A 24745-nucleotide genomic window follows, 5' to 3' on the forward strand; every position below is an offset into this window, starting at 1 on the left:
TCTTTTCTTATTTTTAGTGATTACCCAGTTGCAGGCCCTTCTTTAGAAAATCGAGACACTGCCGCATTCCATTCCGGATGTCTCCGCCGCTTTCCTCGTCTGCCGATATCCAGCCGCCGTACCCCATGCTGCCGATTGCTCGAAAAACAGGTTCGAAGTCTATCGTCCCTTCTCCCAGCACCCGCCAATTTCCGTTTGCAAAATCCTTCATATGGAAGTTGTCGATGAATGGGGAGAAGCTCGTAATGAGTTCGGCGATATCCGAAATCCCCGATTTCACAAGATGCGCCGTATCGACGGTCAAACCGACAGTCGGTTCCTTCAAGCTGCCGAAAAAGAGGTCAAAATCCTCTCGGTACATCACAGGCTGGTCGAAGTGATGGTGAAGCGACAGCGCGAGCCCATGCTGCCCAGCCGCCTTGCCGAGCTCTGACAGTACACCGGCATAGCTGCGTATATCGTCATCCGTAACATGCTTGCGGGAAACGCCGTGACAGAATATGATGCGCTCGGCACCGACGCGTTCCCCGAAAGCGAACAATGATTTCAGACTGGAGCGGCCATCGCCATCGAGACCTCCCCCCGCAATTAAGGCGGATGTTATTCCCGGCTGCGATCCCCATTCCTCTATGAAACGCTCAGGTTCCTGCAGATACGGAGCGTATTGGCCTGGCTTTAGCTGTAATCCTGCATATCCCGCGGTGGGGTATTCCTGGAACAAGAGGCTCCTCTCTTCGTCCGTTTCGGTAGGCCGTGAAAAAGCGAATTTCAGATTCATATTGAAACATCCTTATTCAGAAAAACAGTCCGCTGCTCCGCTGCGGATCGGTACGCGGCATCCAACATGGCGACTGTCTTCAAATTGTCCTGCGCGCTGTTCGGGGCTTGGACTCCGGTTTCCAGCGATTCCAGCAAATGATTCAGTCCCTCGAACGTGGCAATCTCGCGCGAGATATCATTGTCCCAAGTCTGCAGAGGGGTGTTAGACTCCTTACGGTACAACTCCACCTTGCCATATGTGCACAGCAACGTACCCGTCTCGCCGATTACAATCATTTCGGATCTCGAAAACGAGGAAGAGAAGCTCTGAACATACGTAGCGATCGCTCCGTTCTCAAAGTCGACCTGAACCGTAGCGTCGGTTTCTCCAGCGCATTCGATCGCCGAGGAGGAACGCATCAGGCTGGTTACCGAAACGGCTTCCGATCCCAGGATTTGACGGAAGCCGTCAAACCAATGAATGCCCATAACGGAAAGCGCATGCCGCTCGCACTGCAAGCGCCACCCGCTATCCTGGCGGAAGAACAGGTTATTGAAAAGAATGGAGGTAACCTTCCCAATCTTGCCCTCGCTTACGATTCCTTTTACGACATCGAATGTAAAATGTCTGCGGAAATTCTGGTTCACGGATACGGCTACTCCAAGCTTCACGGCCTTATTAGTAATCTCTATGGCATCTTCCAGCGTATCTGAGAACGGCTTCTCGACAAACAGAGGAAAACCGGCTTCCAGAAGCGGAATAACAACTTGCTTGCGGATTGAAGTAGGCGTGCACACGATGGCGACATCTACTCCGCTGCTCTTGATGAAATCATCTACATTAGTGAACCGTTGCGGGATGCCATATTGATCGGCCTTGCGAGTAAGAATTTCTTCGTTCGGGTCGCAGATGGCCGTCACTTCTACCCTGTCTTTGTGTGCGCGATAGCCATCCAAGTGAAGTTCCGTCACTCCGCCTGCACCGATCAAACCAACCTTATACCTTTTCATAAATCTTACTCCTCCTTAAATGATGAATAGGATTAGGACATACCTTTGAGTTTGAAATCAACCATATCAATAATTACTACACTCAATAAACTATTATTCAACCTTGTTGAACTAAGGACATAATACATCATGCTTTATTCTATTGCAAGCCACATCACTAAAATGGATTAATCAATCAGGGGTTGCAAGGTTGTTAGGTTGCAAATTCAACCTAGTTGAAGTATGTTAAACAAATAGACTACGATACGAAGAAAGAGGTCAACATGGATCTGGGAAAACGGATACGGCTAATACGCAGAGAACAGAAGCGTACGCAGGAAGAAATATCGGAAATATGCGGATTTACCAAAAGCATGCTTTCGAAAATCGAGAGCGGCAGCGCAATGCCAGCCGTATCGACACTTATGAAGATTGCCAACGCGCTGGGCGTCAAGGTCTCCGATCTGCTCGAAGAGCAATCGAGCAACGATACAGTGATGGTGAGCGCAAGCCAGTACAAGGATGTCAGCAAATGGCTGAATACCAACAAAGGATACTCGTTCTACCCCTTCGCCTCCAGCAGGCACAACAAGATCATGCAACCGTATATATTTATTGCGCGCAAGGGCGATATAAATAAACATACCTTCTCGCACGAAGGCGAAGAATTCATTTACGTTATTTCCGGGAAGATGAGATACAGTGTCGGAAGTTCGGAATATTTGCTCTCCGCAGGAGACAGTCTATATTTTAATTCGTTAAATGAACATACTGTCGTTCCTATTTCCGAAGAAGTGAAATACTTAGCGGTTTTCACCGAACTTCAATCAAAACCCAATGATGGAGGCTAATATTCGCTGAAACTCATGACAAAGGCGCAGCTTACGCTGCGCCTAGCTTCGTGTCTTCAATCGTGTTTTCAAAAGTGGACGGACATCGAAACCATCTCCTCTACTCGAATATAGACCAATCGTTTATTTTTCTAAGCACCTCCAGCCGGAAAGCCGATGGCCATGCCACAAGCCACTCCGAAACTTGAAATGCGTTTTTCCATCGCGTGTGATAGAAACCTTCATCTTGGCTGCCGACAGGGCGCACTTTCCCCATAATCATCAACTTTCCATCCGAAATGCCTTGAGACGCATTGGACCAGACGGCTAATGCACGCTCGCGCCATATTAATTTTCCAGTCATATCCGATAAACGAATCCAATCCTCTACAAACGCCAAAGCGTAAGGATCGAGATGGTGGTGCTGCGTCGATACTGCCGTACCTCCAAACGTATCATAGCCAATCTTAAATAATTCGCTATCTTCCGGGTATTGGACCGTATGGTGCCACTGCCAAGATGCCAAGTACCATGCGGCAAGTTCCGACCACTCCAGATACTGGGTGTTCTCCGTCAATTCGTATAAGGACAGACCTGCCTTAAGCAAAGGGATAGCAGATTCCTTATCAATACAGTAGGTGTCTAGAGCCCCTCCCGTTGTGTAGCCTTTCTCCATTAATTCGGAGACGTAATAGCGGTATCCTTTCTCTGCTGCTTCCAGATACTCGCGTTTCTTCGTTAATCGAAATGCCATCACTAGAGGAGGAATCAAAAAACAGCCAACGGTTCCGTTTGGATCAACGATATCGCCATCATTCGTCCACGACTTTCCGATCCTTCCATCTATCCCTTGCTTCCTTACGGCAAAATCACATATTCCTAATGCCGTTTCCAAATATTCGGGTCTTTCTACCCCGCATTTCCTTGCTAAACTTTGTGCCTCCATAAAATTCATAGCGGCAGTACCAAGATTGCAAGCATCCTGCACTTCGTTTTCGCTTGATTTAAATAAAATATAATCGTAATGGCAATGAATTAAACCGTTCTTCATTCTCGCATGCCCTGTCCAACAATCTAGCACGGCTAGACCTTTGCGGAGCGATTCTTCATTACCGGATTTTAAATAGTCAGATAAAAAAGAGTTGGCGTACGAAGCGTTCTGGCCGCACCAACCGATTTCATAGTGCCGGATCTGCGCCCAATCCTCACCATTATGCATAAGCCCGATGCATAAGCCTTCGAATGATTCATCCTTGGCCCATAATGACTGCTGAGCGAATGTCAGGCTCAATTCCCATATACGTTCAGGTGAATAGTTAGGACGCGTAAGCTTACGGTTCAACGTCCATGCCTCTTCAAGCATTTTATGCCAAGCTATCTTTGGCTGCACTACAGGAGCTACGACCAAATACGCGGTCATCGTGATCTGTTCCCCAGGATTTAGAAACCGTTCAGTCGATAGGGCTTCTCCATAAGAATCCCTATCCTTATACACGAGGGGAGTCTCCTCTTCAGGCCATATCAAACGATGAATGACTCGTTCCTCTTCCCTCTCTAACGAACAGGAAAATCGCTGCTGAGAATAATCCGTGCTCCCAAATAAAGCCACTGACCAATAAGCGCCTTCTGAATAGGTGGCTCCCGCTACTGCCGTTCGGTGCCATGCATACGTCCATGGCTTCCCATTCAAACTTAAACCTCTAGGCTCATTCCCCTTCCCCCAAGCATTCCCGTTGTAGGATACGGACGGAATCATATAATAGTGCATTTCATAGTGAGCCGCAAAGTCCATCGTCAGCCGATAGCTTGCCTTATCATTTTTGGCGGCCGTGAAGGTCCTTTTCCATAAAAACAATCCTTCTCTGATCGTTTCGATCTGGTCTTCATAGATGACATCATCCGAATGAGACGATATCATTTCACCGATAAGTTGTTGTCCACACCATAGTTGCGTGCCATTCTCATTGCGCCAACTTAAGATATCAGAATACACCATACTTATAAACTCCTTTTCTTTGCTAGGAGCAAGTCAGCGAATAGGTACAAGCGTCTCCAACTCATAGAGACGCTTGCACTGAGACTATTCTCTTGAACTTATGCTCATTTATTTGGAGATCGCGGAAGAATCGTAAGCCTTTTGCATCGTCTCCAGGTACCCCTTTAAGTTTAGTGCATCAAGACCTTTCACATAAGCATCCCAATCCTTATCAAGACTTTTCGCCCCAGTTATGAATTGAAGAGCGTTTTGGTCTATAAAATCCTTGATATTCGTTTGCATCATGCTTGCCTCATCCGCTTGGGCAGGGTCGGTCCAAAGAGCCCAATGCGGGAATATTTCCTTCGGCTGGCTTCCTTCATAAAGGTAAGTGGCTTCTTGTAGGCGTCGTTCATATCCGTTACTGGCATATATATCTGTTTCTTGAACTGCAGCATCCCGAAAAGCTTTGTGTTGATTATACTGGGCCATTGGACCCCAGACATTTCGCGGCTCTTCGCCTGTCTTAACCGGAATCTCGGCGTAAAGCGGCGTTACTTGGTCATTAAGGGCAATATCGCCTTCTTTCGGCTTCGTCCAACCCACATTCTCTTCACCGAATATACCTTGCATCGTTCCTTCTTCCGTATAGATCCAGTCCAACATTTTGATAGCGGCAATTTGAACTTCTTTACTTGCTTTGTTCGTCAACACGAAAGAGGCGCCTGGATCAACCGGATAATTAAACGTTGCATAGTTAGCATACGGGCCTTGAAGCGGTGCGATTGGATTGTAGTCCTTGCCATATGGACCATCCGCAGCGGTGTTAACGAAAATGGCAGGATGCATACCAGCTCCGGCACCCAGCAGCTCTGCGTCAGCATTATCGCCGATTTTTTTGTATGCTTCGGCGTTTTGGGTGAATGCGCCCGGATCAATTAGTTCCTCGTCATACAACGACTTAATATAAGCCAGCCCTTCTTTCCATTCTGGCTTGTTGGCTGCGATATCGACCTTGCCGTCAATAATATTCAAATAGGTTCTGTCGTCGTCATAGATGAATCCGTTCATTAAGTAAGGAATAATGTGCACGCCGTATATTTCGGTGGAACCGCTTAGCGGTACTTCATCCGCTTTGCCATTGCCATTCGGGTCTTTTGTTTTGAAAGATTTCAGTACGTTCTTGAACTCTTGGGTCGTTTTAGGCTCTTCTAGGTTCAATTTCTCCAGCCATTTCGTATTTATCCACATTTTGTTCGGATAGGAACAGTGGAAGCATTCGTTTAACCCGGTCAGACCGTAGATATTACCGTCAGGCGCCGTGTTCATTGCCTTATAATATTCATTATTATCCAGTGTCGCCTTAATGTTCGGCGCATACTGATCAATTAATTCGTTAAGCGGTACGATTACTCCTTGTTGGCCGAACTTTAGCAGATCAGTCTGCGAGAATCTGTCCACCCATGGAATAAGCATGTATAGATCAGGATAATCTCCGCTTGCAAGGGAAATCTGTCTTTTCTCGGCAGCGCCATCGAAAGGTACTGTTGTCCATTTAAATGTAATATTGAATTTTTCCTCAAGAAGTTTTGTGAATTTACTTGTAGCCAAATCGGTGTCAGTGCCCTGCTGCGCAAAGATATTGATCGTTACTGGTGCGCCGCCGCTCTCGCTGTTCGAATTTGTGGTATTCGTGCCTGTATTGTCCGAGTCTGTATTATTTCCGCCTGTTGAACATCCTGCCAAGATAAGACTGAGAATCAGAACATATGCCGTTATCGTTGTCCATGTTCTTTTCAAAGTGCAACATCTCCCTTTATTCAAATTTGTTCAACCCCCATAAATACGGCTTATTGTACAAACCCTATTTTCCTACATAAAAATTCCCCCTTCCAAAATCCTCAATTACCCTTTTACAGAACCGATAAGCATGCCCTGGACGAAGAAGCGCTGTACGAACGGGTAGATAACGAGGACTGGAAGACTGGCTACGACAATCAGCGAGTACTTCATTAACTCAACCATTTGCTGCCTTTTCACCATTTCGCCGGCATCAATGTTGCCTGCGCCGTTATTGAGAACCAGAATGCTTCGCAAAATTAACTGCAGAGGATATATCGACTGTGTTTTTAAGTAGATCAGAGCATCGAAATATGCGTTCCACTGCCCGACTGCATACATGAGCGACAAAACCGAAATGATCGGCTTGGCAAGGGGGATAATCACACTAAAGATGAACCGCCAGTCGCTGCATCCGTCGATTTCGGCTGCTTCTCCCAGCTCGTCTGGTATAGACGATTGGAAAAATGTCCGCGCGATGATGACTTGCCATACCCAAATCGCATTGGGGATCAGCAGCGCCCAACGCGTATCGATCATTCCAAGCGACTTCACAACCAAATAGGTCGGTATCAACCCTCCCGAAAACAGCATGGTAAAGGTAATGAACATCATAACCGGACTGCGGCCGTAAAAGGTCTTCTTCGACAGTGGGTAGGCAATCATAATCGTAAGAGCTACGCTGATAAGTGTACCCAAAACCGTGTAAAACAAAGAGTTCGCATAACCTTGCAATACCTGTTCATTTTTAAATACGGTCTTATATCCGTCCAGCGTGATGTCCATCGGCCATAACCATACACGGCCAGCCGATACGGCCTCGGGACTGCTTAAGGAGGAACTCACTATATAAACGAGCGGATAGAGAACCAGCAATAAAATAATCGTTAAAAAGATATAGATCATTCCAAGGAAAATGCGGTCTCCCATCGATTCCCTAATCGTTGATTTCTTGACGAGCATGCTCTTCCCTCCTCTCCATTAGCTTCACCATAGGCTTGTTCTAAAAGCTCGTTTCGAGACTGTATTGACCACCAATAGCAGAACAAGATTCACTACGGAGTTGAAAAGTCCAACCGCGGTTGCGAAGCTGTAATTGGCGTTCAACAAGCCGATCTTATACACATAAGTAGAAATAATCTCTGAAGTGGACAGATTTAGCGGATTTTGCAACAGATACATCTTTTCGAATCCAATCGCCATCATATTTCCTACGCTAAGGATCAGAATGATGACGGCGGCGGGCATCAGACCCGGAAGATCAACGTTTCTGATTTTCTGGAAACGAGAGGCTCCGTCTACCTTAGCTGCTTCGTACAGAGAAGGATCAACACCTGCGAGAGCTGCTAAATAGATTACGGCTGAATAACCCGCCGTTTGCCATACATCCGAAAATACATAAATGGAACGAAACCAGCTTGTATCGCCCAAGAAGTTGACCGATTCGAATCCAACTGCATTCATAATGGTATTGATAATACCTAGCCGCGGCGCGAGAAACAGCATGATGATTGAAACCATTACAACAGTGGAGATGAAATAAGGCGCATAAGTTACCATCTGCACCGTCCGTTTGAAACGCGCGCTTTTGATTTCGTTAAGCCCCAAAGCAAGTAAGATCGGAATCGGAAACCCGATTGCGAGCTGATACAAAGAAATGCTCAATGTGTTTTTAATTAGGGTAACGAATGACGGGTTGTGGAAAAACATCACGAAATATTTCGTGCCTACCCATGGACTTCCCCAAATTCCTTTGATGACGTTGTAATTTTTAAATGCCAGCACCGCATTAGCAAGCGGAACATATTTGAAGACGAGAAAATAAATCAACACCGGAATGACCAATACGTATAATTGCCAATGTCTCTTTAAACTCTTCTTCGCGAGCTGCCAGTGATACGATGTTATTCCTTTGGTCTTCGACACTCGTTTCTTTATTACTACAGTCTCCAGAAAAACCACCCCCAAAATGATGTTCTTGGTGTTGTGCCAACCGGTTTTGATAACGCTTTCTTAAGCCATATATTAGGGTACTTGTTTTCTTTCCGTAAAGGTACAATGAAATTTCCACCGTACAATGAGCATAAATCGCCCATAAACCTTGATTTAACAGCATTTTCACGCACCTATGAAAAAATAAAGACCCGTCCGAAGACAGGTCTATTGTTATACTGATTTGCGGAAGGTGCTTGGCGAGACGCCTTTCACCCGTTTGAAAGCTCGCCGGAACGAGTGCGAACTGTTGTATCCTGCTTTGACGGTAATTTGATCGATTGACAGAACGTCTTCGATTAATAACACGGTTGCGTGTTCGATCCGAATCCGTTCAATATAGTCAAACAGATTCTCTCCCGTCTGTTCCTTGAACAACTGCGAAATATCTTTCTCCGGTCGGCCTACATTTTCCGCAATGGAGTGAAGAGTCAGGTTAGGATCTCCAAATTGTTGCTGGATGAATTGGATGACCTCGCGAACGGTATCATGGTGCTGCTCGAGCTTCTTCTTCAAGATCATATCGCATATCGCTTCCATTATTTTTTCGAATTTCCCTCTGAGCAAAGCTGCGTCGTCTGTCGGACGAGCCTGTACTAATTGATCTTTGACTTTCTCGGCAAAACTTTCGTCATGGTATGCCTTTTGGTCGATCAATTTGAGCAGCGTGCCTTTCAATTCAATAACTAATCTCTCTTTCATATCGTACAAGAGCTCCCGCTCAACAAAGTTGCGCGTAAACAACTGCATAAGAATCCGTTTACTTTCCTCGACTTCGCCAGCTTTTAACGTATTGAACAAACGCTGTTCCAAATCAATGGGATAATCATACATTGTCGTATCCCTGATTGTATCCTGGTACCAGGCAATTCCCATATCTCCCACATACACGGCATACTCAAGCGCCTGCTTCGCTTCGTCAAATGATTGGCTAATGTCACGAAGATGCTGAAAAGGCACGCTTAATCCGATATTGATCGAAAGATGGAATTGGCCGAAAACAAGATGTACAAGTTGTGTCATTATAGCGTCTATATCGCTTCCCTGTCCGGATTTAGGCTCGCTGTCCTGGAAATGAATGATCGCGATTTTGTCCGTACCCCAGTCCGTAATGAGAAACTCGGAGTCAAATCCATGAAGTGCTTGTCTCATTATAATTCGCGCAACGCTTAGTTCTTGAATAATTTCCTCATTGTTGATATCGCTGTATCCGTTAATCTTCATAATGCCCACATAGCCATACTCGCCTTTTAGTTCGATACCTGTTTGGGAAAAAGCCGCCTCGATTTCTTGGATCGAATGTATTTCGCCGACAAGCAGTCTTTTAATGAAAGCATCGCGCAGCAGCGGAAGCTGTTCGTTCAATTCCGTCTTCAGAAGCTTATTGCTTACGATTAAATGAGAAATATTGCCCGTAATGAGCTCGTATTCGTTCTTCGTTCTCCCTCTTTCCAATCCGACGTGCTCGCTGAACATGGTAAGCAATCGATTGATAGGCGCACTATTACGATAGGCGAGTACAAGTCCGATGAATAGACCGAGCAGTAAAGCGGCAGCGGTAAAAACGCCCGTCAAATCTTTAATCTTGTCCGCTTTCTCCATTAAAGATTTTTGAGGAATCCCCGCGGTATATACCCACCCGTTCAGATCGGAGCGGATCGAGATCAGCAGCATCCCGTTTTGCATACGAATCTTGTCGTCTAATTCCCCAGAAGGTATGTTGGTTAATTTATGAATGGCCTGTTCACTGATACCATTAGATATAAGGGTATTGCTCTGATTGTCGGTTATAAACGACCAACCGCCGTATTTTTTATAAATACTGTCTAGAAGATGTCCTATCTTTACCGTATCGATGAGTACCACTATGTTAGCCATCGGTTTATTAAAGCTATTCAAGGGAAGCGATTGAGCGAACGTAATAACGTTAGACTTTTGCCTGTTTCGAATGAATGGCTGTTGGGACATGATCTCGTTCAGATGATTTTTGTTCAGAAGCGTCTCTTCCCACTGACTAAAGGTCATGCCTTTATAATAATTGAGCTCAAAAAAGTGCTCCGGTCGATAATAGATCGATTTAGGCGTGATGATTACATTGTAATTACTTAAGTAGATATAGAAGTTGGAAAGGAAATCATTTGTTTGGCTATAGCTAGTGACGTCGCGAGCGGTTTTCCATAAGCCGTAAACGTTATATCGATTGCCTATTTTCTTCTCGCTGATCAACAGTCGCAAGTCCTCGTTAATAGCCAACTGCTTCGTAAAACCTTCTACCTCGGCAAATCTCTGCTCCAGTATTTCTTTGCTCTGATTTAGTGTCATTAAGCTGTTCTCGATAAAAATGGATTCCGCGAAATTAATTGACGTCCTATACGACGCATAACCTGCAATGAGCGGTATGAGCAGCACGATTATGTAGGATATCAAAAAATTTCTGAATATTGGTGAGATGCTGGGCCATTTCATAAAAACCCTCCCTACGAGAAAGCGTATACAAAACAGAGAAAGTGAAGCATCTCTATGAGTTAAAATTATAACCCATTCATGTCATTTTTTTAAGCTTAGAAACAGAAAAGCTGATACTACGATGAATAAGCTTTCGTCACTATATTCTGACGAAAGCTTGTTCATCGCTATTTAAAGGTTGGCGAACCCATAAGTTTGCTCTCCCTCATGGATCTCCTGCTCATTGTGACTCGAAAGCAAGGTTCATCGTCTGATGGGAGAATGAAATGTATACGTGCCCGATCCTACACGTATGAATAAATGGCCGTCTTTCTCCTCAATAATCTCAATATCCCGCACGGAATCGATATATCTATCGTTTTCTTTGATGGCACTAGCATCTATTGTCGGGAGAGCAACAACAACGGACGACGAGACAGGAACCGTCACATGCAAAGCCAGCTTTCCGTCGGTTTCTATTTTCCATAGAACATTCAGGTTTCCTTGAGGCAGCAGTTGCGAGCCTCTAGCCCAGTCTACTCCTTCCGCTAAATAAGGCTTGATAAGCAGTGCATATTCCCTTGTTCCATCATAATCAATGGATATTCCGACAAGAGAGGAATAAAACCATTCTTCGATATGACCCATCATAAAATGATTCTGCGAATGTCCGTCCGTTGGTCCATCCCAGTATTCCGTTAAACTGGAAGCCCCGTGTGCTACTTGATAGGCGTAATATGGCTTCTTAGTTTGTTCAAGCATCTTTTGTATGATGTCTGAACGCCCCTTGCGGGATAAAGCCAATAGCGTAAATCGATGCCCGATTTCACCGCTCGTAATCGCATAATCCCCTTGCTCCAGATCTCCGATAAGCGTATCAAGCGCTGCTTCGTCCGTCTCAGGAGTTGTGAGTCCAACTGCAAGTGGTGCAGAATTGGACGTCTGAGAGCCCGTAGCAAAAAACTTCTGCTCCTCATTGAACCATTCTCGCTCGAATGCCCCTTTTACTTCAATAGCGATAAGTTCATATTTGTGCGCATCCTGATCTTTGCCGAGTAAATGAGCAATTTTGGACAAAATGATGCAATCATAATAAAAAATGGCCGTTGCCGTGATCCCGATTGGGGTCTGATCTGAGGCACCCTCAATATTTTGCCATACATTCCCCCAGTCTCCTAGCCCATGACGCAAGATATGATCGGATGATTTGGAATACAAATATTGTATATATCGTTTCATTGAATCATAGTGCTCTGCCAGTACGCGAAGATCGCCTTTATACCATCTATAGTAATACCAAGGAGCAATCACATAGGCGCTTCCCCATTCTGGGGAATCTCGGAAACCATTTTCAAAGACAACATACTCAGGCGCAATGTCCGGCACAAGACCTTCTACCGTCTGCGCGTCTCTCATATCGTTGAATAGCTTTACATATAAAGCAGAGAGATCGTAATTGTACATCATGGACGGCCCCATCAGATGGTATTCCTCCAACCAGCCAAGCTTCTCCCGGTGGGGGCAATCGGTTAGCACGCTCTTCATATTGCTAAGAACCGCTTGCATAATGAGCTTATGAATGCCGTTCCAATCATCTCTTGAGCACTCAAAGTGCCCGGTTGATATTAGATCTGGATAAATCATCTCGCCAAGCATCTCCAGCACGATCGGTTTCAAGTTTTGGCCGTCACTTATACTCGACGGTAAGCTCGAAACATCGGTCTCGATCTGAACATATCGAAAGCCGTCATAACTAAACCTCGGATACCAAACCTCTTCGCCTTCCCCCTTTAATGTGTAGGAAAAGGAACGTGGAGCTCCCGTATAGGTCTGGCTGACTTTACCTTGCTCATCCAGTAATTCACCAGGGACCAACCTGATCTTCGTTCCTCGTTGTCCTTGTATTCGAAGACGAGGTCTTCCCGAGAAATTGACACCAAAGTCATACACAAACACATCGGATGCTGGCTCAGAAATATGGTTCGCTTCATAGGTCTTCATGACTTTGTTAGGAAGGATCGGGTAGGATCGGAGGTTACCTTTAGGCGGTGAGACTAAAGCTGTTCTGTTCCAATCGCCTGCTGGTGTGAAATGCGGCTTATCCCAGCCTTGCTCTTCGAGCCTGGCGTCGTAATCTTCCCCTCCGTATACGCAGGAGAAATAAATGGGACCCGGTGCCATCTCCCAATCGGAGCCGCTTGTAATCTGTAAACTCTCTCCATTGTCCAGTTCAATCTCTAGCTGCATAATCGCTTTCGGCAACCCATAGCTGCCTTTAAATTTCGTATAACGATTACCGCTTACATTATAGAATCCATTGCCGAGCATGATGCCAATTGCATTGCTGCCGCTGCGGATATGCTCAGTGACGTCGTATGTACAGTAAAGACAAGTATGATCATAGTCGGTCCAACCTGGCTCCAGCACATTGTCCGTTACCGAATCGCCGTTAATACGCAGCTCGAATTGGCCCAGACCGCATATGTAAGCAGTAGCCCGAACGACGGTATGGCCAACTTCAAATTCATGTCGAAGCAATGGCATAGGCATTACATCTGATGAACTTCCTTCTAGAGTCCATTCTGTGGCGATCGTCTCTGTTAGTCCGATCCACTTCGCCTTCCAATCACTAGGATGAATCAATCCCATACTCCATGAAGCAGCCTTGCTCCAATCGCTATATCGCCCGTTCCCGTCGCGAATTCGTACTTTCCAATAATAACGGCCTCCGCTCTGAAGCTCATGGCCGTGATAGATGATGGATGTATGATCGCTTGAGATTACCAGCCCGCTGTCCCACATATCTGCTTTGTCCGGCTCCAGATAGTAGGGCCTGCTTGCGACTAAAACTTGGTAACCCGCCTGGAACAATCCCCGTTCAATCGAACCGTTATGGAATTTCCAACTCAATGCTGGATGGCTTGCTTCCACACCGAGCGGATTAGAAGCATGCTCCGTTTGTAAAGAAATAACTTCTATTGGACTTAATGACATCATTATTCCTCCCATTATCAATAAACATAGCCACTGGTACTGACACCAGTGGCAGGACATTTTTTAATCAAATACGATTATGGCTTTAACACTTCATTGACTTCTTCTGTAATTTGATCTCCGCCAAGCTTCTTCCAATTTTCAACGAATTTATCAAACGCATCAATAGATTCAGCGCCATAAATGATTTTTGTGAACGTTTCAAGCTCAAGCTTATCTAAGGTAGCTTTTTTACTATCCATCGTTTTGGTATTCGCAAAAATATAATCGTTAGCAATCGTCAGATTATTCTCCATGTAAAACTTGAGCACGCCTTGAGAGCTGTCTGGACCGAATATCCTCTCGTTCCACCATTGCGTCATATCACCGGCACGATACTTAACAATGCCATCGTAATAGCCTTTCTCTTCCGTATTCAGCTTGGATGGATCATTAGCCTTAAGCGCTTCGGAAATATTGATTTGCGCCTTCACGTTTTTATTCGGAGGAAGCACGGAAACGACTGCGGCATGCCACGCTTGATCGCTTTCACCCGTATATTTTTTACGCTCCGTTACAGAGCTCTCTCCGTACATTTTCTCGACCTGGAAATTTAACAGCTTTATTAACGCCTCTGGGTTCGCATAACCTTTACGAACGACGTAGGCATTCGAATTCGGTGCAGGCGTCTGAGCGTAAGCCTTTTCACCGTCGATTGAAACGACTGGATAAGCCAGCCAATCAGCTTCTTTATTCGTCTTAATGATTTCGCCAATATTGAATGGCGCGTACATCGGTCCGAAAATCATTCCAGCCTTGCCCGAGTTGACTGTTTCTAGCGCTTTATCAATGTCCTTTGTACCAAATTCCGGATCAATGACACCTTCTTTATAAAATTGCTGCAGCTGAGCCAAAGCTTCTTTCACTTCAGGCTGAATGCTGCTATACACATAGCTGCTGCCGGAAGAATCCTTCACCCAACTTCCTAATTGGGCATGATAGCCGTTGAAGAAAGCGGTCGGTTGAAGCATCCAATCTTGATGTAGACCTTTGGAAATAACAAATCCGTACGTATTGTTCTTTTTGTCGCCATCGGGATCGTTATTTGTGAATGCTTTCGCAATAGCATTGACATCTTGCATCGTCTTCGGCGCTTCCAGATTCAGCTTCTTCAACCAGTCTTGGCGAATCCAGATCATTGGAGCAGAATCCAGCACGCCAGTATAATTAGCAATTGCATATAATTTGTTATCAAACGTTACGGCATTCATGCCCAATTTGTCGTCTGCTTCAACCATGCTCTTTAAGAGCGGGGATGCATAGGTCTCATAAACGCTTGTAAGATCTTCCACTTTATCTGCTTCGATTAACTGTTTTAATTGCGTGCCATTGACACTCATTAAATCAGGCAAATCTCCGCCAGCCAATGTGACATTCATTTTATCGCCGAAATTAGCGGTTGGCACAACCCAATTATAAGTCACTTTAATGCCAAGCTCTTCTTCATACCCTTTTGTCCAAACATTATTTTCTACCGTGTCGCTTTCTGGCAGGAAGCTCTTGGATGAATCGTCTTTGACGGCCGTAATGGTAATCGGCGGATCATATTTCGACAGAGGACCCGTGTCCGCGGGGGTATTCGTCGGAGTATCGTCTGGACTTTCGGTAGCATTGACTTCCTTGTTGGAATTGCTTGAATTGCTGCTGCATGCGGATACCATTAGCATTGAAGCCACGGCTAGCAGGGCAATCCATTTTACTCGCTTATTTTTTTTTGTTTGCACGTTCGTAACCCTCCCAATAGATAAATGACTTTCTGCTTTTATTGTAGGGTTTGAGCATTTGATCCTGATAGTGGGCTGTGTTGACATCTGGTATCTTCCTTTTACTTTTTCTCGGACATAAGATCTCGATATTCACTTGGCGTGCATTTCATTGCTTTTTTGAAAAATCTAAAAAAATAATGGGGGTCTGCGAAGCCCAGCTTTGTAGAGATATCATGAATCTTTAGCGAACTGGAGCTGAGCAGTTCCTTTGCTTTCTCTATCTTCAACCTTATAATGTAGTCGGATATGGATTCACCGGTATGTTTCTTGTACCATCTGGATAAGTAAGAGGGATTAAGCGCAACTTTCTCGGCAATTCGGGTCAATGACAGATCGTCCTCCAAATGGGTATGAATATAGTGATGGATAACTTCAAGCATGGGCAAGTCTTCCTCAACCAGCTTGCCCTCCCAATGCCCCCGTTGAAGAATGAGATTCAGCCATCTCAAAAATAGGTTTAATGCCTTCATCCAAGAAATTTGGGCATCAAATCGTAGAAATAAAAACCAATCTTCCCGACTCTCAGCATGTTCTTTAAGGTTTAAGGCATCAATCGCCATTAAAAGATGATTGGATACACCATGCAAAATTTGCATTTTGTCGAACGGATCTTCAGGCCCTTCCTCTTTATAAATACTGCAAAAATCTTTGAAGTGCCTTTCTACTTCCAGACGGTCTCCTTTCATTAAGGCTTGAAATATCAATTGAATGCAATGCGTAGCAGCTTTTTTTTGATCCCGCTCTTTATCCACGCTATTGGTAGAATCCTGATTGCTCAGAGGAACTAACATCCACTTTTCCATTCCCGCGCTTGGTCCTTGCAATAGAGCTAATTGAAGCCTACTTACGGCTTTGGAGGCATGTCCCCAATCTACAAAACGGTCGATCAGCGCGACTGATACCGATATTTTCAAATATTCCCGGCATGCTTCCTGAAACGTTTCGAGCGTTCCATGAATAAATCGAAGCAAGTGATATTCGTTCTCCTTCATGCTGAGGAACCAGTCCGCCGATTGAATGAAGCATACCAAAGATGTTTGGTCGATATCCGTGCATTTAATATGAGCCTTCTCCCCGAGCAGCTCTTCTGCAATGTTGCCGATACCGTATATCATTAACCTTCGGTCCTCATCTCCCTCGTATTTCTCCCAATTCTCGACTGTAATGGCAGCTAGAAGGATAGGTTTCTCCATACGAAACGGCAGTTGCAGCGTATCAAAGGCAGCTTGCTCCAAACGGGCTGAACCGTGCGCGGAATGAAGGATTTCCTTCAGTAATTGATTCTGCAGACTGGTAATCACCTTTGGCATTTTTTCCTTTAAGAGAACCCTCTGATGGCTAATCTCCAGTTCTTCCCGTACAAGCTGGGCAGCACGTAAGACGGTCTCTTTAATGCGGTCCATCCCTTCTGTTTTCAGCAAATAATCTACGACGACAGGGCTTCTTATCGCTTGATGGGCATATTGAAATTCATTATGTCCGGTAAGTAATACAACTTTGCAACGTGACCACTTCGTCTCAATTTCTTTCACGAGCTCCAGCCCATCCATGAATGGCATGCACACATCGCTCAGAACGACATCTACCTTTACCTCATCCAACCAATCCATCGCTTCGGAAGTCGAATAGGCTTTCAGAACGTCCAGTTCATAACGGCTTTCTTTTTGAAAATATTCGTATAAGCCATCCACGATATGTGCTTCATCGTCAACAATCAGCAGTCGGAACATCTGTCTCCACCTCTTCTATTGGCATTCTTATTTCTACCCTCATGCCTCCCAATTCGCTTCTAGATATCGAAACGCCATAAGGAGCGCCATAACGAATAACCATTCTTTTATGCACGTTCAAAAGCCCGGTAATTTCTGTATGAGTGGATAATATCGAAGTTTCGTTAATCATACGTGTTAATTGCGAAAGCCTTGAATCCGTTAAGTTCTCCCCGTTATCTTCAACTATGATGCTTGCGCTATTCTCGTGTAAATGAAAGCTTAGCCTCAATAGCCCTTTGCTCTTGTTTTGTTTCACTCCATGCTCGAAACCGTTTTCTACGATTGGCTGCAGGATTAATCTCGGAACACGAAATCGTTGCAGCGTTTTCGGGATTTCTTCATAGATTATCGCTATTCTTGGCGCAAACCGAATTTCCTGCAAAGACATATAATTAACGGCATGTACGACATCTTCCTCCAAGTAAACGTCCTGCGCTGCATTCCGGGTAATATATTGAAAGTATTGGCCCAAATAATCGGAAAATTCTTTGATGCCGTCCACATCTTCGAGCTCTGCCATTTGCTTGATCGTAAACAAGCTGTTATACAAAAAATGAGGCGTAATTTGCGACTGGAGCTGCTTAAGCTCCGCATCCTGCGAACGGATTCGCTGCAAATAATTTTCCTCTATCAATAAGTGCAAACGTTCGAGCATGTCATTAAATCTCGTATATAAGAAACCGAATTCATCTTTACGATTATGCCGAATTTTCCCGTTTCGTCCGAACTCCACAACTTTGAACGCGGTAGTCAGCTTGCCTAAAGGCCGATAAATGAGTCTTATGATCCAGTAAGAAAACAAAACGATAACCAATAAAGAAAAAATAGTAATGATCCAGAGCCATCGAGTATAAATTTCGATTGGCTGCTGCAACGTGGACTTCGGAATAATTTCCGCAAGTTGAATGCCAAACTCCTCATTATTAATCGTGTATATTCGGTTATTCTCCGATTCCAATCGGCGAACTTCATCCGGTAATTCCTTCGTCTCCATCCCGTTATCCGAAAGTAGAATATTCGTATCCGTTTCTGATAAACCATCGGAATTCAAAGTAAACATGCCCTTTCCGAATAGAAGTGACGCCCCACCAACGCTCGTTTCTGTAAATCCGTTCAATGTTCTGATCATTTCTTTCGTATTTATCTTGAATGCTAACAGAAAGTTGGGCTCCACCAAGCTATTCATACTATACGGAATGCTCATCGTGTAATAAAGGCTTCCATCATATAGGGAAATGGAGCTTTGCAAATTTCCTCTGCTTTCTAACAAGCCATGCAATTCTTCTCCCTGATAGCTTGAAATGTACGAGAGGGCGCTAATTTTTTTACCTATCACGGGCACGTAATAGATGACATCTTCAATATAAGGACTCGACTGCTGGACTTGACGCAGCTTCCGATGGATTTCGTTCATTCGCACCGATACCTCATAACCGCTCAACACCGGATATTCTGCCGAGAATCCTACTAAGTCGTAATCATTGGTATATTCCGTAATGAGGCTGGACATCCTCGTCATCTCGAATTCAAGATGATTATAATGAAACAACAGTTTAGATATGTTCGATTTGTCTATTTCCTTCCGCATCTGTTCCGATCCGATAAAGGTTGACCATATTCCTAATCCGTAGAGTGGAATGATAACGAGAAAAAAAGCGATAAATAATTTTGTGAAAATAGAGTTCCATTGCATTTTCATGAGCATCCCTACCTATCAGCATACGACAAAAGAGCCGTAATACGGCTCCTCGTTTTTTTTATAAATTTACCCTTTAACACTGCCGACAACAAGCCCCTTAACGAAATATCGTTGAAAGAACGGATAGATGAGCAGAATCGGCAATGCGGATACAAAGATTTGAGCTGCCCTGGCTGTTCGATTGGATACAAATTGCTGCACCTTGATTTGTTCCAAGCTCATATTCGTCTGGTTCATACTATCGAATTTAAGCAGCGATTGCAGATAGGTTGATAGCGGATAATGCTCGGGTCTATTCATGTAGATCATGCCATCAAACCAAGCATTCCAATGCGCAACCAGCGCAAACAAAGCTACGGTTGCCAAACTGGGCAAAGTTAGAGGCAAATAAACAGACCACAACGTGCGGAAATGACCCGCGCCATCCATAAAGCTCGATTCTTCGAGCGCTCTCGGCAGTGTTCTCATGTAATTCATAATAAGAAGAACATTAAAAACAGGTATGGCTCCCGGTAAAACCAAAGCCCATATCGAGTCCATAATTCCTGTTTCCTTGACAATCAGGAAGCCGGGAATCAATCCCGCTCCGAACAGCATCGTAAAAACGAAAAACCAAGCATACCAAGTTCTGCTGCCGAAATCTTGCGCTTCCTTTGACAGCGGGTACGCAACCAGTACGCTAAGCAGCATATTGATTCCGACTCCTAGAACCACACGTTTTACGCTAACAAGAAACGAAGTGAGGAAACTCTCATTATTGAACACGTAAGCGTATGATTTCATTGTGAAGTCTACAGGCCATAAGGAAACTTGACCCGCACTCGCCGCTGCTTTTGAGCTGAAGGAAATCGCAAGGACATTCAAGATCGGGAATAAACAGGCTATCGTGAGCAGCAGCAGCAAGCAAGCATTCAAAATCAGAAAGAACCGATATGGTTTCGATAACATCGTTTACTCATTCCTTTCCTTAAAAAATGCGGTATTTGGCAAATCGATAAGCCAACCAATAACCCGCACCAATCAGCACTAAGGAAACGACTGACTTCACTAAACCAACTGCAGTTGCGACCGAATAATTATTATCGACAAGACCGATTCGATACACAAGCGTATCTAGAATATCGCCTGACTCGTAGACAACGGGACTGTACAAATTGAATACTTGATCGAATCCGCCGTTTAATACGTTGCCCAAACTTAAGCAAGCAAGCAATATGATCGTGGGGCGTATACCAGGGAGCGTAACATGCCATGTCTGCTTCCAACGACCAGCCCCGTCAATGACGGCTGCTTCATATTGCGTAGGATCAATAGACGTCAGCGCTGCTAAGTATATGATCGTACTGAAGCCGACTTCCTTCCATTCATTCGTTATAACCATTACAAAGGGAAACCATTTATTATCGGATAGAAACGATATAGGCTGGATTCCCAGTGCCTTAATAATCTGATTAACGATCCCTTCTGAAGGGGACAGAATATCGACTACAATACCGCCTAATATAACCCATGAGAAAAAATGCGGCATATAAATAATGGTCTGAACGTATCGTTTGAATAATGATAATCTAACCTCATTCAGCATTAAAGCTACCGTAATTGGAGCTACTAGACCTGAAACGATTTTCATTAAAGAAATGAATACGGTATTCCATATCACTTGATAAAATGACGGAAGATCGCTCATATATTGAAAATTGTCCAAGCCTACCCAATCAGCTTTAGCGTAGCCCATTAATGGCGTAAAATCTTGAAAGGCAATTATATTGCCAGCCATAGGAATATAACAATAAATCAAAACAATGATGACTCCCGGGATCAACATCACATGTAGTGGAATATTTCTCTTCATGCGGCTTAAACGTCCTCCCACTTAAATCCCCTCCTTGCTAATCAGTATAAATACGATTGATGCATCGGAGACAGTGGGACGTCTTTACACAAGGTATCTTTTCATTACCTTATCAAAAAGACGACTGCCATTTACGAATAAAATGGCGAGTCGTCTTTTAATTAAAAACCTCTATCTATCGCATTGTAACGATAGGGGCCCCAGCCTTCAAATAGATTTCGTGTACAAGCTCGCTTGTAATAGCCGCTGTCTTGCCCTCTACAAATGGAGGACGATCTTCTTCGATAGAACGAAGAAAGTCCTCCACGAGAAGGGTAAACAGCTCTTCATTCTCCATAGCCATTTCAGCTTGAAGCGGCGGTTCGCACCCAGCGATCTCCCAAGCAACAATACCATTGAAGTCAGCCGAAACGGACCCTCTCGTTCCGGAAATCTCGATAAGCTCCCTCCCCATTCCCACGCAAGCCGTTGAAACATTGATCATGCCCACAGCGCCGTTTGCGTATCTGACGACGGCGTAACCGTGATCTTCCGTTTCGATATCGTGCAGGATGCGATACATACGTGAAGCGGTCACCTCTTGATAACCGCCGCACAGCCACTGAACAAGATCAATCAAGTGGCTTCCTTGCTGAATGAACGGGCCTCCGCCGTCCCATTCATATGTTCCGTGCCATGAATCGTAATAAGCTGGATCTCTATAATGCTTAATGGTGGCGTCAATCGCCGTAATCCTTCCAAGCTTCCCTTCCTCGATCACTTGCTTAATGAGCTGCCAATGTCTGCTGAATCTTCGCATATAGGAAACGGCAAGCTTTACCCCAGATCCCTTGCAGCCTTCGATCATTTCCCGCTGACCCTGAAGGGTTATATGCAATGGTTTTTCGCAAAGACAATGGAGACTGAGTGCTGCTGCGGCCAGAACGGCTTCGTAGTGGTGAGCATTGGGCGTACAAATGACCGCGGCAGTTGCACCGGACCTGACAACGACCTCCGCCAGATCCGTTCCCCACACGGGAATACCATGCTGCAGGGCAAAGAGCTCAGCCCTATTCGCATCGCGTCCCACGACGCCTGCGATCATAGCATTCGGTTGCACTTCGAGAGCTTTCAGATAAACACGGCTGATCGAACCATGTCCGACGAGAACGATCCGATGCTTGAACACCCCGTCACCTTCCGCCTTTGAAATAATGTTGCACGACCGAATAGGCCAGCTTGGGACGTCGATATTCGTCTACGATTCCTTTACTGTTCTTCGTCATTGCTCTCCACATCGGCCATGGGCCCTCTTCCGTCACGCGGCAATCGCAAAATTGCCATATGAGCATCCCGGATATATAATCCCGGCTCGTATAAGCAGACAAATTCCTTTCAATAATATCCGCTTGTCGCTCCTCCGTACCTTTCACTCTTGACGGAGAGCGGTAACCATAAAATCCATCCCCGCCGAATTCGCTCATAATAATCGGCTTCCCGTCGCCGCCAGCCGTTTTTGCCCACTCTCGCAGACCGTCAATAAGTTCACCAGGATCTTCTTCCGTATACCATTGTGGATATAGGTTAAACGAGACGATATCCGCGAGATCGAAGCAGAGCTCCCTAGTCCGTTTATCGGAGGCAAACGTAAGCGGTCTGCTGCTATCAAGCTCACGAATTTGCTCCAGCTGGCGTTTATAGTGCACTCTGCCTTCTTCGGTGTCGCTTGAACACTCATTCAGAATGCCCCACGTTACGATAGACGGATGATTGCCGTGCTGCACAACCATTTCCCGGTTCACGGCTTCGCATTGTTCGATAAACCGTGGATGGCGCATTTGGTCCAGGCTTAAGCCTCTTGCATGGTTCTCTTCCCACACAAGCATGCCCAACTCGTCGCATAAATCCAAAAATCGTTCATCGTTTGGATAATGGCTCGTCCGAACGCAATTAGCGCCCATGTCCTGCATGAGCTCCAAGTCTTTCAGCATAAGTTGCAAGGGCAAGGCGGAGCCTGCCATCGGATGGTCCTCATGTCTGTTAAAGCCTTTCAAGACCACATTAGAGCCATTCACTTGGATCTTGCCGTCCGTTGTCGTGACTACGCGAAAACCAACGCGTTCTATTAAGTCATCTACTGCCTCTGGTTTATGATCAAGATGCAGCCACGTCTTAAGCTGGTAAAGACGAGGGCTGTCCTCCGACCACGACTCTGCTTCTGGAAACATATGACGGGTAGTCAGCACGAGCGGTTCATCTTGACGGACATTCCCTGCTCCTAATTCGATCACTCTGCCTGCCAATTCCCCACGCAGAGAAACTTGGGGGGACGAAGAATGAAGACTATGAACGGTGACGCTGATTTCCGCCCCCCACATGTCGTTCTCTCGGAACGGGGTACAGCGAATATGGTCCAGCCATGCCTCGCCGATTTCCTCCATGACTACAGGACGGATCAAGCCTCCATAAGTGTAATAATCGTTAGGCACATGTAGCGATGAATCCTCGTGAAACGAATTATCTACCTCGATTCTCAGCTCGTGATCGCCGGGCTCAACCTTCTCTGCGAGGACAGAGAAGGCGGTGTAGGCGTTATAATGAACGCCTATTTCGACATTATCGAAAAAAACTTTTGCGGAATGGCTTACGCCTTTGAATACGAATCTTAAAGCCGTTTGTTTCTGCGTCACTATCGTTCGCCGGTACATTCCCCTCCCTCGATACGTCAATAGTTCCGGATGCATCTCCCAACAGCCAGGTACCGGAAGACGGTATTTATAGTTTGATTTTTCATTGCTGGCTTGATCAATCACGGCAAAATCCCATAATCCCTCCAGTTCACGGGTTTCACGGATTTCATTGGTTTCGAATAAACGAATCATTCGTACATCTCTCCTTTTCCAACGTGTAGTCGCTATTGCAATACTCCGAGCTACTCCTTAATCGCACCAATCATAACACCTTTTACAAAGTATTTCTGTAAAAATGGATAAAGCAAGAGAATGGGCGCTGTCGCTACGATAATCGTCGCATATTTGATCGTTTCGCCAACCGTCATCTGATCAGAGGAGCTTACGCCGGCCGCCATCGAGCTCGTATCATTGCTGATTAGAATCTCCCGAAGGATGAGCTGCAACGGGAACAGATCACGGTCTTGCAGGAAAATTGTGGCGTAAAACCAGGCATTCCAGTGCGATACGCCGTAAAATAACAGCATTACGGCAACAACCGGCATCGATAACGGAAGCACGACTCGAAATAGAATGGTCCAATCCCCCGCACCGTCTATGCGAGCCGATTCTTCTAGACTTTCTGGCACCGCCTGAAAGGCGGTACGCATAATAATAAGATTAAACGCGCTGATCGCTGTTGGCACGATCAATGAAAGGCGTGAATCCAGCATCCCGATATTTTTGATGGTTAGATAAAGAGGAATCAAGCCTCCCTCGAAAAACATCGTAAACACAATCAAAAACATTATGAGGTTTTTGAGCATCACGTTCCGTCTGGAAAGTCCATATGCTCCAAGCGCCGTTAAAATAATATTCAATGCCGTTCCGGCAGCGACATAGAACAACGTATTTCCGAAGGCGGATACGATATTAGGATTATTGAACACCATTTTATAAGCTTCTACAGTAAAACCGTGGGGATATAAAATGATCCCTCTGTTCTGCACGACAAACTCAGGCGCACTGAGAGAAGCAAACAGAACGTATAGCAGCGGATAGAGAGTGATAACCGACAGAGCCACCATTAGAGCGGCGTTACCCGAATCGAATATTTTCTCGCCTAACGATCGTTTCAATAGCAT

At 45.2% G+C, this 24745-nt stretch carries 17 protein-coding genes; 1 reads left to right on the forward strand and 16 read right to left on the reverse strand.

The window, feature by feature from the left end; all coding sequences use genetic code 11:
* Positions 1-13: 13 nt before the first annotated feature.
* Positions 14-778, reverse strand: a complete 765-nt coding sequence (locus V8F51_RS15085; RefSeq protein ID WP_337101112.1) for a sugar phosphate isomerase/epimerase family protein — start codon at positions 776-778, stop codon at positions 14-16.
* Positions 775-1770 (reverse strand): Gfo/Idh/MocA family protein, encoded by a 996-nt coding sequence (locus V8F51_RS15090; protein ID WP_337101113.1) that lies wholly within the window; start codon positions 1768-1770, stop codon positions 775-777. Before V8F51_RS15090 ends, V8F51_RS15085 begins: the two co-directional genes overlap by 4 nt.
* Before the next feature lie 215 nt (positions 1771-1985).
* Between V8F51_RS15090 and V8F51_RS15095 the strand changes: the two genes are divergently transcribed.
* Positions 1986-2600 (forward strand): helix-turn-helix domain-containing protein, encoded by a 615-nt coding sequence (locus tag V8F51_RS15095; RefSeq protein ID WP_337101114.1) that lies wholly within the window; start codon positions 1986-1988, stop codon positions 2598-2600.
* A gap of 100 nt (positions 2601-2700) precedes the next feature.
* On the opposite strand, the gene V8F51_RS15100 is transcribed toward V8F51_RS15095, so the two are convergent.
* The 14 genes from V8F51_RS15100 to V8F51_RS15165 all read right to left on the reverse strand — a co-directional run bounded on the left by V8F51_RS15100 (position 2701) and on the right by V8F51_RS15165 (position 24745).
* Positions 2701-4575 carry a hypothetical protein gene (locus tag V8F51_RS15100; protein WP_337101115.1) on the reverse strand — a complete coding sequence of 625 codons (1875 nt, stop codon included), beginning with the start codon at positions 4573-4575 and terminating at the stop codon, positions 2701-2703.
* 108 nt (positions 4576-4683) lie between these two features.
* A complete protein-coding gene (locus V8F51_RS15105; protein WP_337101116.1) occupies positions 4684-6354 on the reverse strand; it encodes an ABC transporter substrate-binding protein in 1671 nt (556 codons plus the stop codon).
* 105 nt (positions 6355-6459) lie between these two features.
* Positions 6460-7356 (reverse strand): carbohydrate ABC transporter permease, encoded by an 897-nt coding sequence (locus tag V8F51_RS15110; RefSeq protein WP_337101117.1) that lies wholly within the window; start codon positions 7354-7356, stop codon positions 6460-6462.
* A gap of 24 nt (positions 7357-7380) precedes the next feature.
* Positions 7381-8319: an ABC transporter permease gene (locus V8F51_RS15115; RefSeq protein ID WP_337101118.1), complete on the reverse strand. Its 939-nt coding sequence runs from the start codon at positions 8317-8319 to the stop codon at positions 7381-7383.
* 240 nt (positions 8320-8559) lie between these two features.
* Complete coding sequence (locus V8F51_RS15120) at positions 8560-10851, reverse strand: helix-turn-helix domain-containing protein (protein ID WP_337101119.1); 2292 nt, start codon at positions 10849-10851, stop codon at positions 8560-8562.
* Between the two features lie 243 nt (positions 10852-11094).
* A complete protein-coding gene (locus V8F51_RS15125; protein ID WP_337101120.1) occupies positions 11095-13824 on the reverse strand; it encodes a family 78 glycoside hydrolase catalytic domain in 2730 nt (909 codons plus the stop codon).
* Positions 13825-13901: 77 nt separating this feature from the next.
* Positions 13902-15587, reverse strand: coding sequence for an ABC transporter substrate-binding protein (locus tag V8F51_RS15130; protein WP_337101121.1), 1686 nt, complete (start codon positions 15585-15587; stop codon positions 13902-13904).
* A gap of 101 nt (positions 15588-15688) precedes the next feature.
* A complete protein-coding gene (locus tag V8F51_RS15135) occupies positions 15689-17359 on the reverse strand; it encodes a response regulator (protein WP_337101122.1) in 1671 nt (556 codons plus the stop codon).
* Entirely contained in the window at positions 17337-18950 is a 1614-nt protein-coding gene (locus tag V8F51_RS15140) for a sensor histidine kinase (RefSeq protein WP_337101123.1), read from the reverse strand. The genes V8F51_RS15135 and V8F51_RS15140 overlap by 23 nt, the downstream gene beginning before the upstream one ends.
* A 216-nt stretch (positions 18951-19166) precedes the next feature.
* Positions 19167-20048: a carbohydrate ABC transporter permease gene (locus V8F51_RS15145; protein ID WP_337101124.1), complete on the reverse strand. Its 882-nt coding sequence runs from the start codon at positions 20046-20048 to the stop codon at positions 19167-19169.
* A 19-nt stretch (positions 20049-20067) separates the two neighbouring features.
* A complete protein-coding gene (locus V8F51_RS15150; RefSeq protein WP_337101281.1) occupies positions 20068-20952 on the reverse strand; it encodes an ABC transporter permease in 885 nt (294 codons plus the stop codon).
* Between the two features lie 175 nt (positions 20953-21127).
* Positions 21128-22120: a Gfo/Idh/MocA family protein gene (locus V8F51_RS15155; RefSeq protein ID WP_337101125.1), complete on the reverse strand. Its 993-nt coding sequence runs from the start codon at positions 22118-22120 to the stop codon at positions 21128-21130.
* Between the two features lie 4 nt (positions 22121-22124).
* On the reverse strand, positions 22125-23813 hold the full coding sequence (locus V8F51_RS15160; RefSeq protein WP_337101126.1) for a glycoside hydrolase family 2 protein: 1689 nt from the start codon (positions 23811-23813) through the stop codon (positions 22125-22127).
* Between the two features lie 50 nt (positions 23814-23863).
* Positions 23864-24745 carry a carbohydrate ABC transporter permease gene (locus V8F51_RS15165; RefSeq protein WP_337101127.1) on the reverse strand — a complete coding sequence of 294 codons (882 nt, stop codon included), beginning with the start codon at positions 24743-24745 and terminating at the stop codon, positions 23864-23866.

The sequence above is a fragment of the Paenibacillus sp. YIM B09110 genome (assembly GCF_037167145.1).
GTDB lineage: Bacteria > Bacillota > Bacilli > Paenibacillales > Paenibacillaceae > Pristimantibacillus.

What these genes read in the sequence shown, in the direction of transcription:
- V8F51_RS15110 (WP_337101117.1), bottom strand. Translation starts at nt 7,356, where the DNA reads ATGCTCGTCAAGAAATCAACGATTAGGGAATCGATGGGAGACCGCATT.
- V8F51_RS15160 (WP_337101126.1), bottom strand. Translation starts at nt 23,813, where the DNA reads ATGATTCGTTTATTCGAAACCAATGAAATCCGTGAAACCCGTGAACTG.
- V8F51_RS15150 (WP_337101281.1), bottom strand. Translation starts at nt 20,952, where the DNA reads ATGAAGAGAAATATTCCACTACATGTGATGTTGATCCCGGGAGTCATC.
- V8F51_RS15145 (WP_337101124.1), bottom strand. Translation starts at nt 20,048, where the DNA reads ATGTTATCGAAACCATATCGGTTCTTTCTGATTTTGAATGCTTGCTTG.
- V8F51_RS15135 (WP_337101122.1), bottom strand. Translation starts at nt 17,359, where the DNA reads ATGTTCCGACTGCTGATTGTTGACGATGAAGCACATATCGTGGATGGC.
- V8F51_RS15100 (WP_337101115.1), bottom strand. Translation starts at nt 4,575, where the DNA reads ATGGTGTATTCTGATATCTTAAGTTGGCGCAATGAGAATGGCACGCAA.
- V8F51_RS15165 (WP_337101127.1), bottom strand. Translation starts at nt 24,745, where the DNA reads ATGCTATTGAAACGATCGTTAGGCGAGAAAATATTCGATTCGGGTAAC.
- V8F51_RS15125 (WP_337101120.1), bottom strand. Translation starts at nt 13,824, where the DNA reads ATGTCATTAAGTCCAATAGAAGTTATTTCTTTACAAACGGAGCATGCT.
- V8F51_RS15085 (WP_337101112.1), bottom strand. Translation starts at nt 778, where the DNA reads ATGAATCTGAAATTCGCTTTTTCACGGCCTACCGAAACGGACGAAGAG.
- V8F51_RS15090 (WP_337101113.1), bottom strand. Translation starts at nt 1,770, where the DNA reads ATGAAAAGGTATAAGGTTGGTTTGATCGGTGCAGGCGGAGTGACGGAA.
- V8F51_RS15120 (WP_337101119.1), bottom strand. Translation starts at nt 10,851, where the DNA reads ATGAAATGGCCCAGCATCTCACCAATATTCAGAAATTTTTTGATATCC.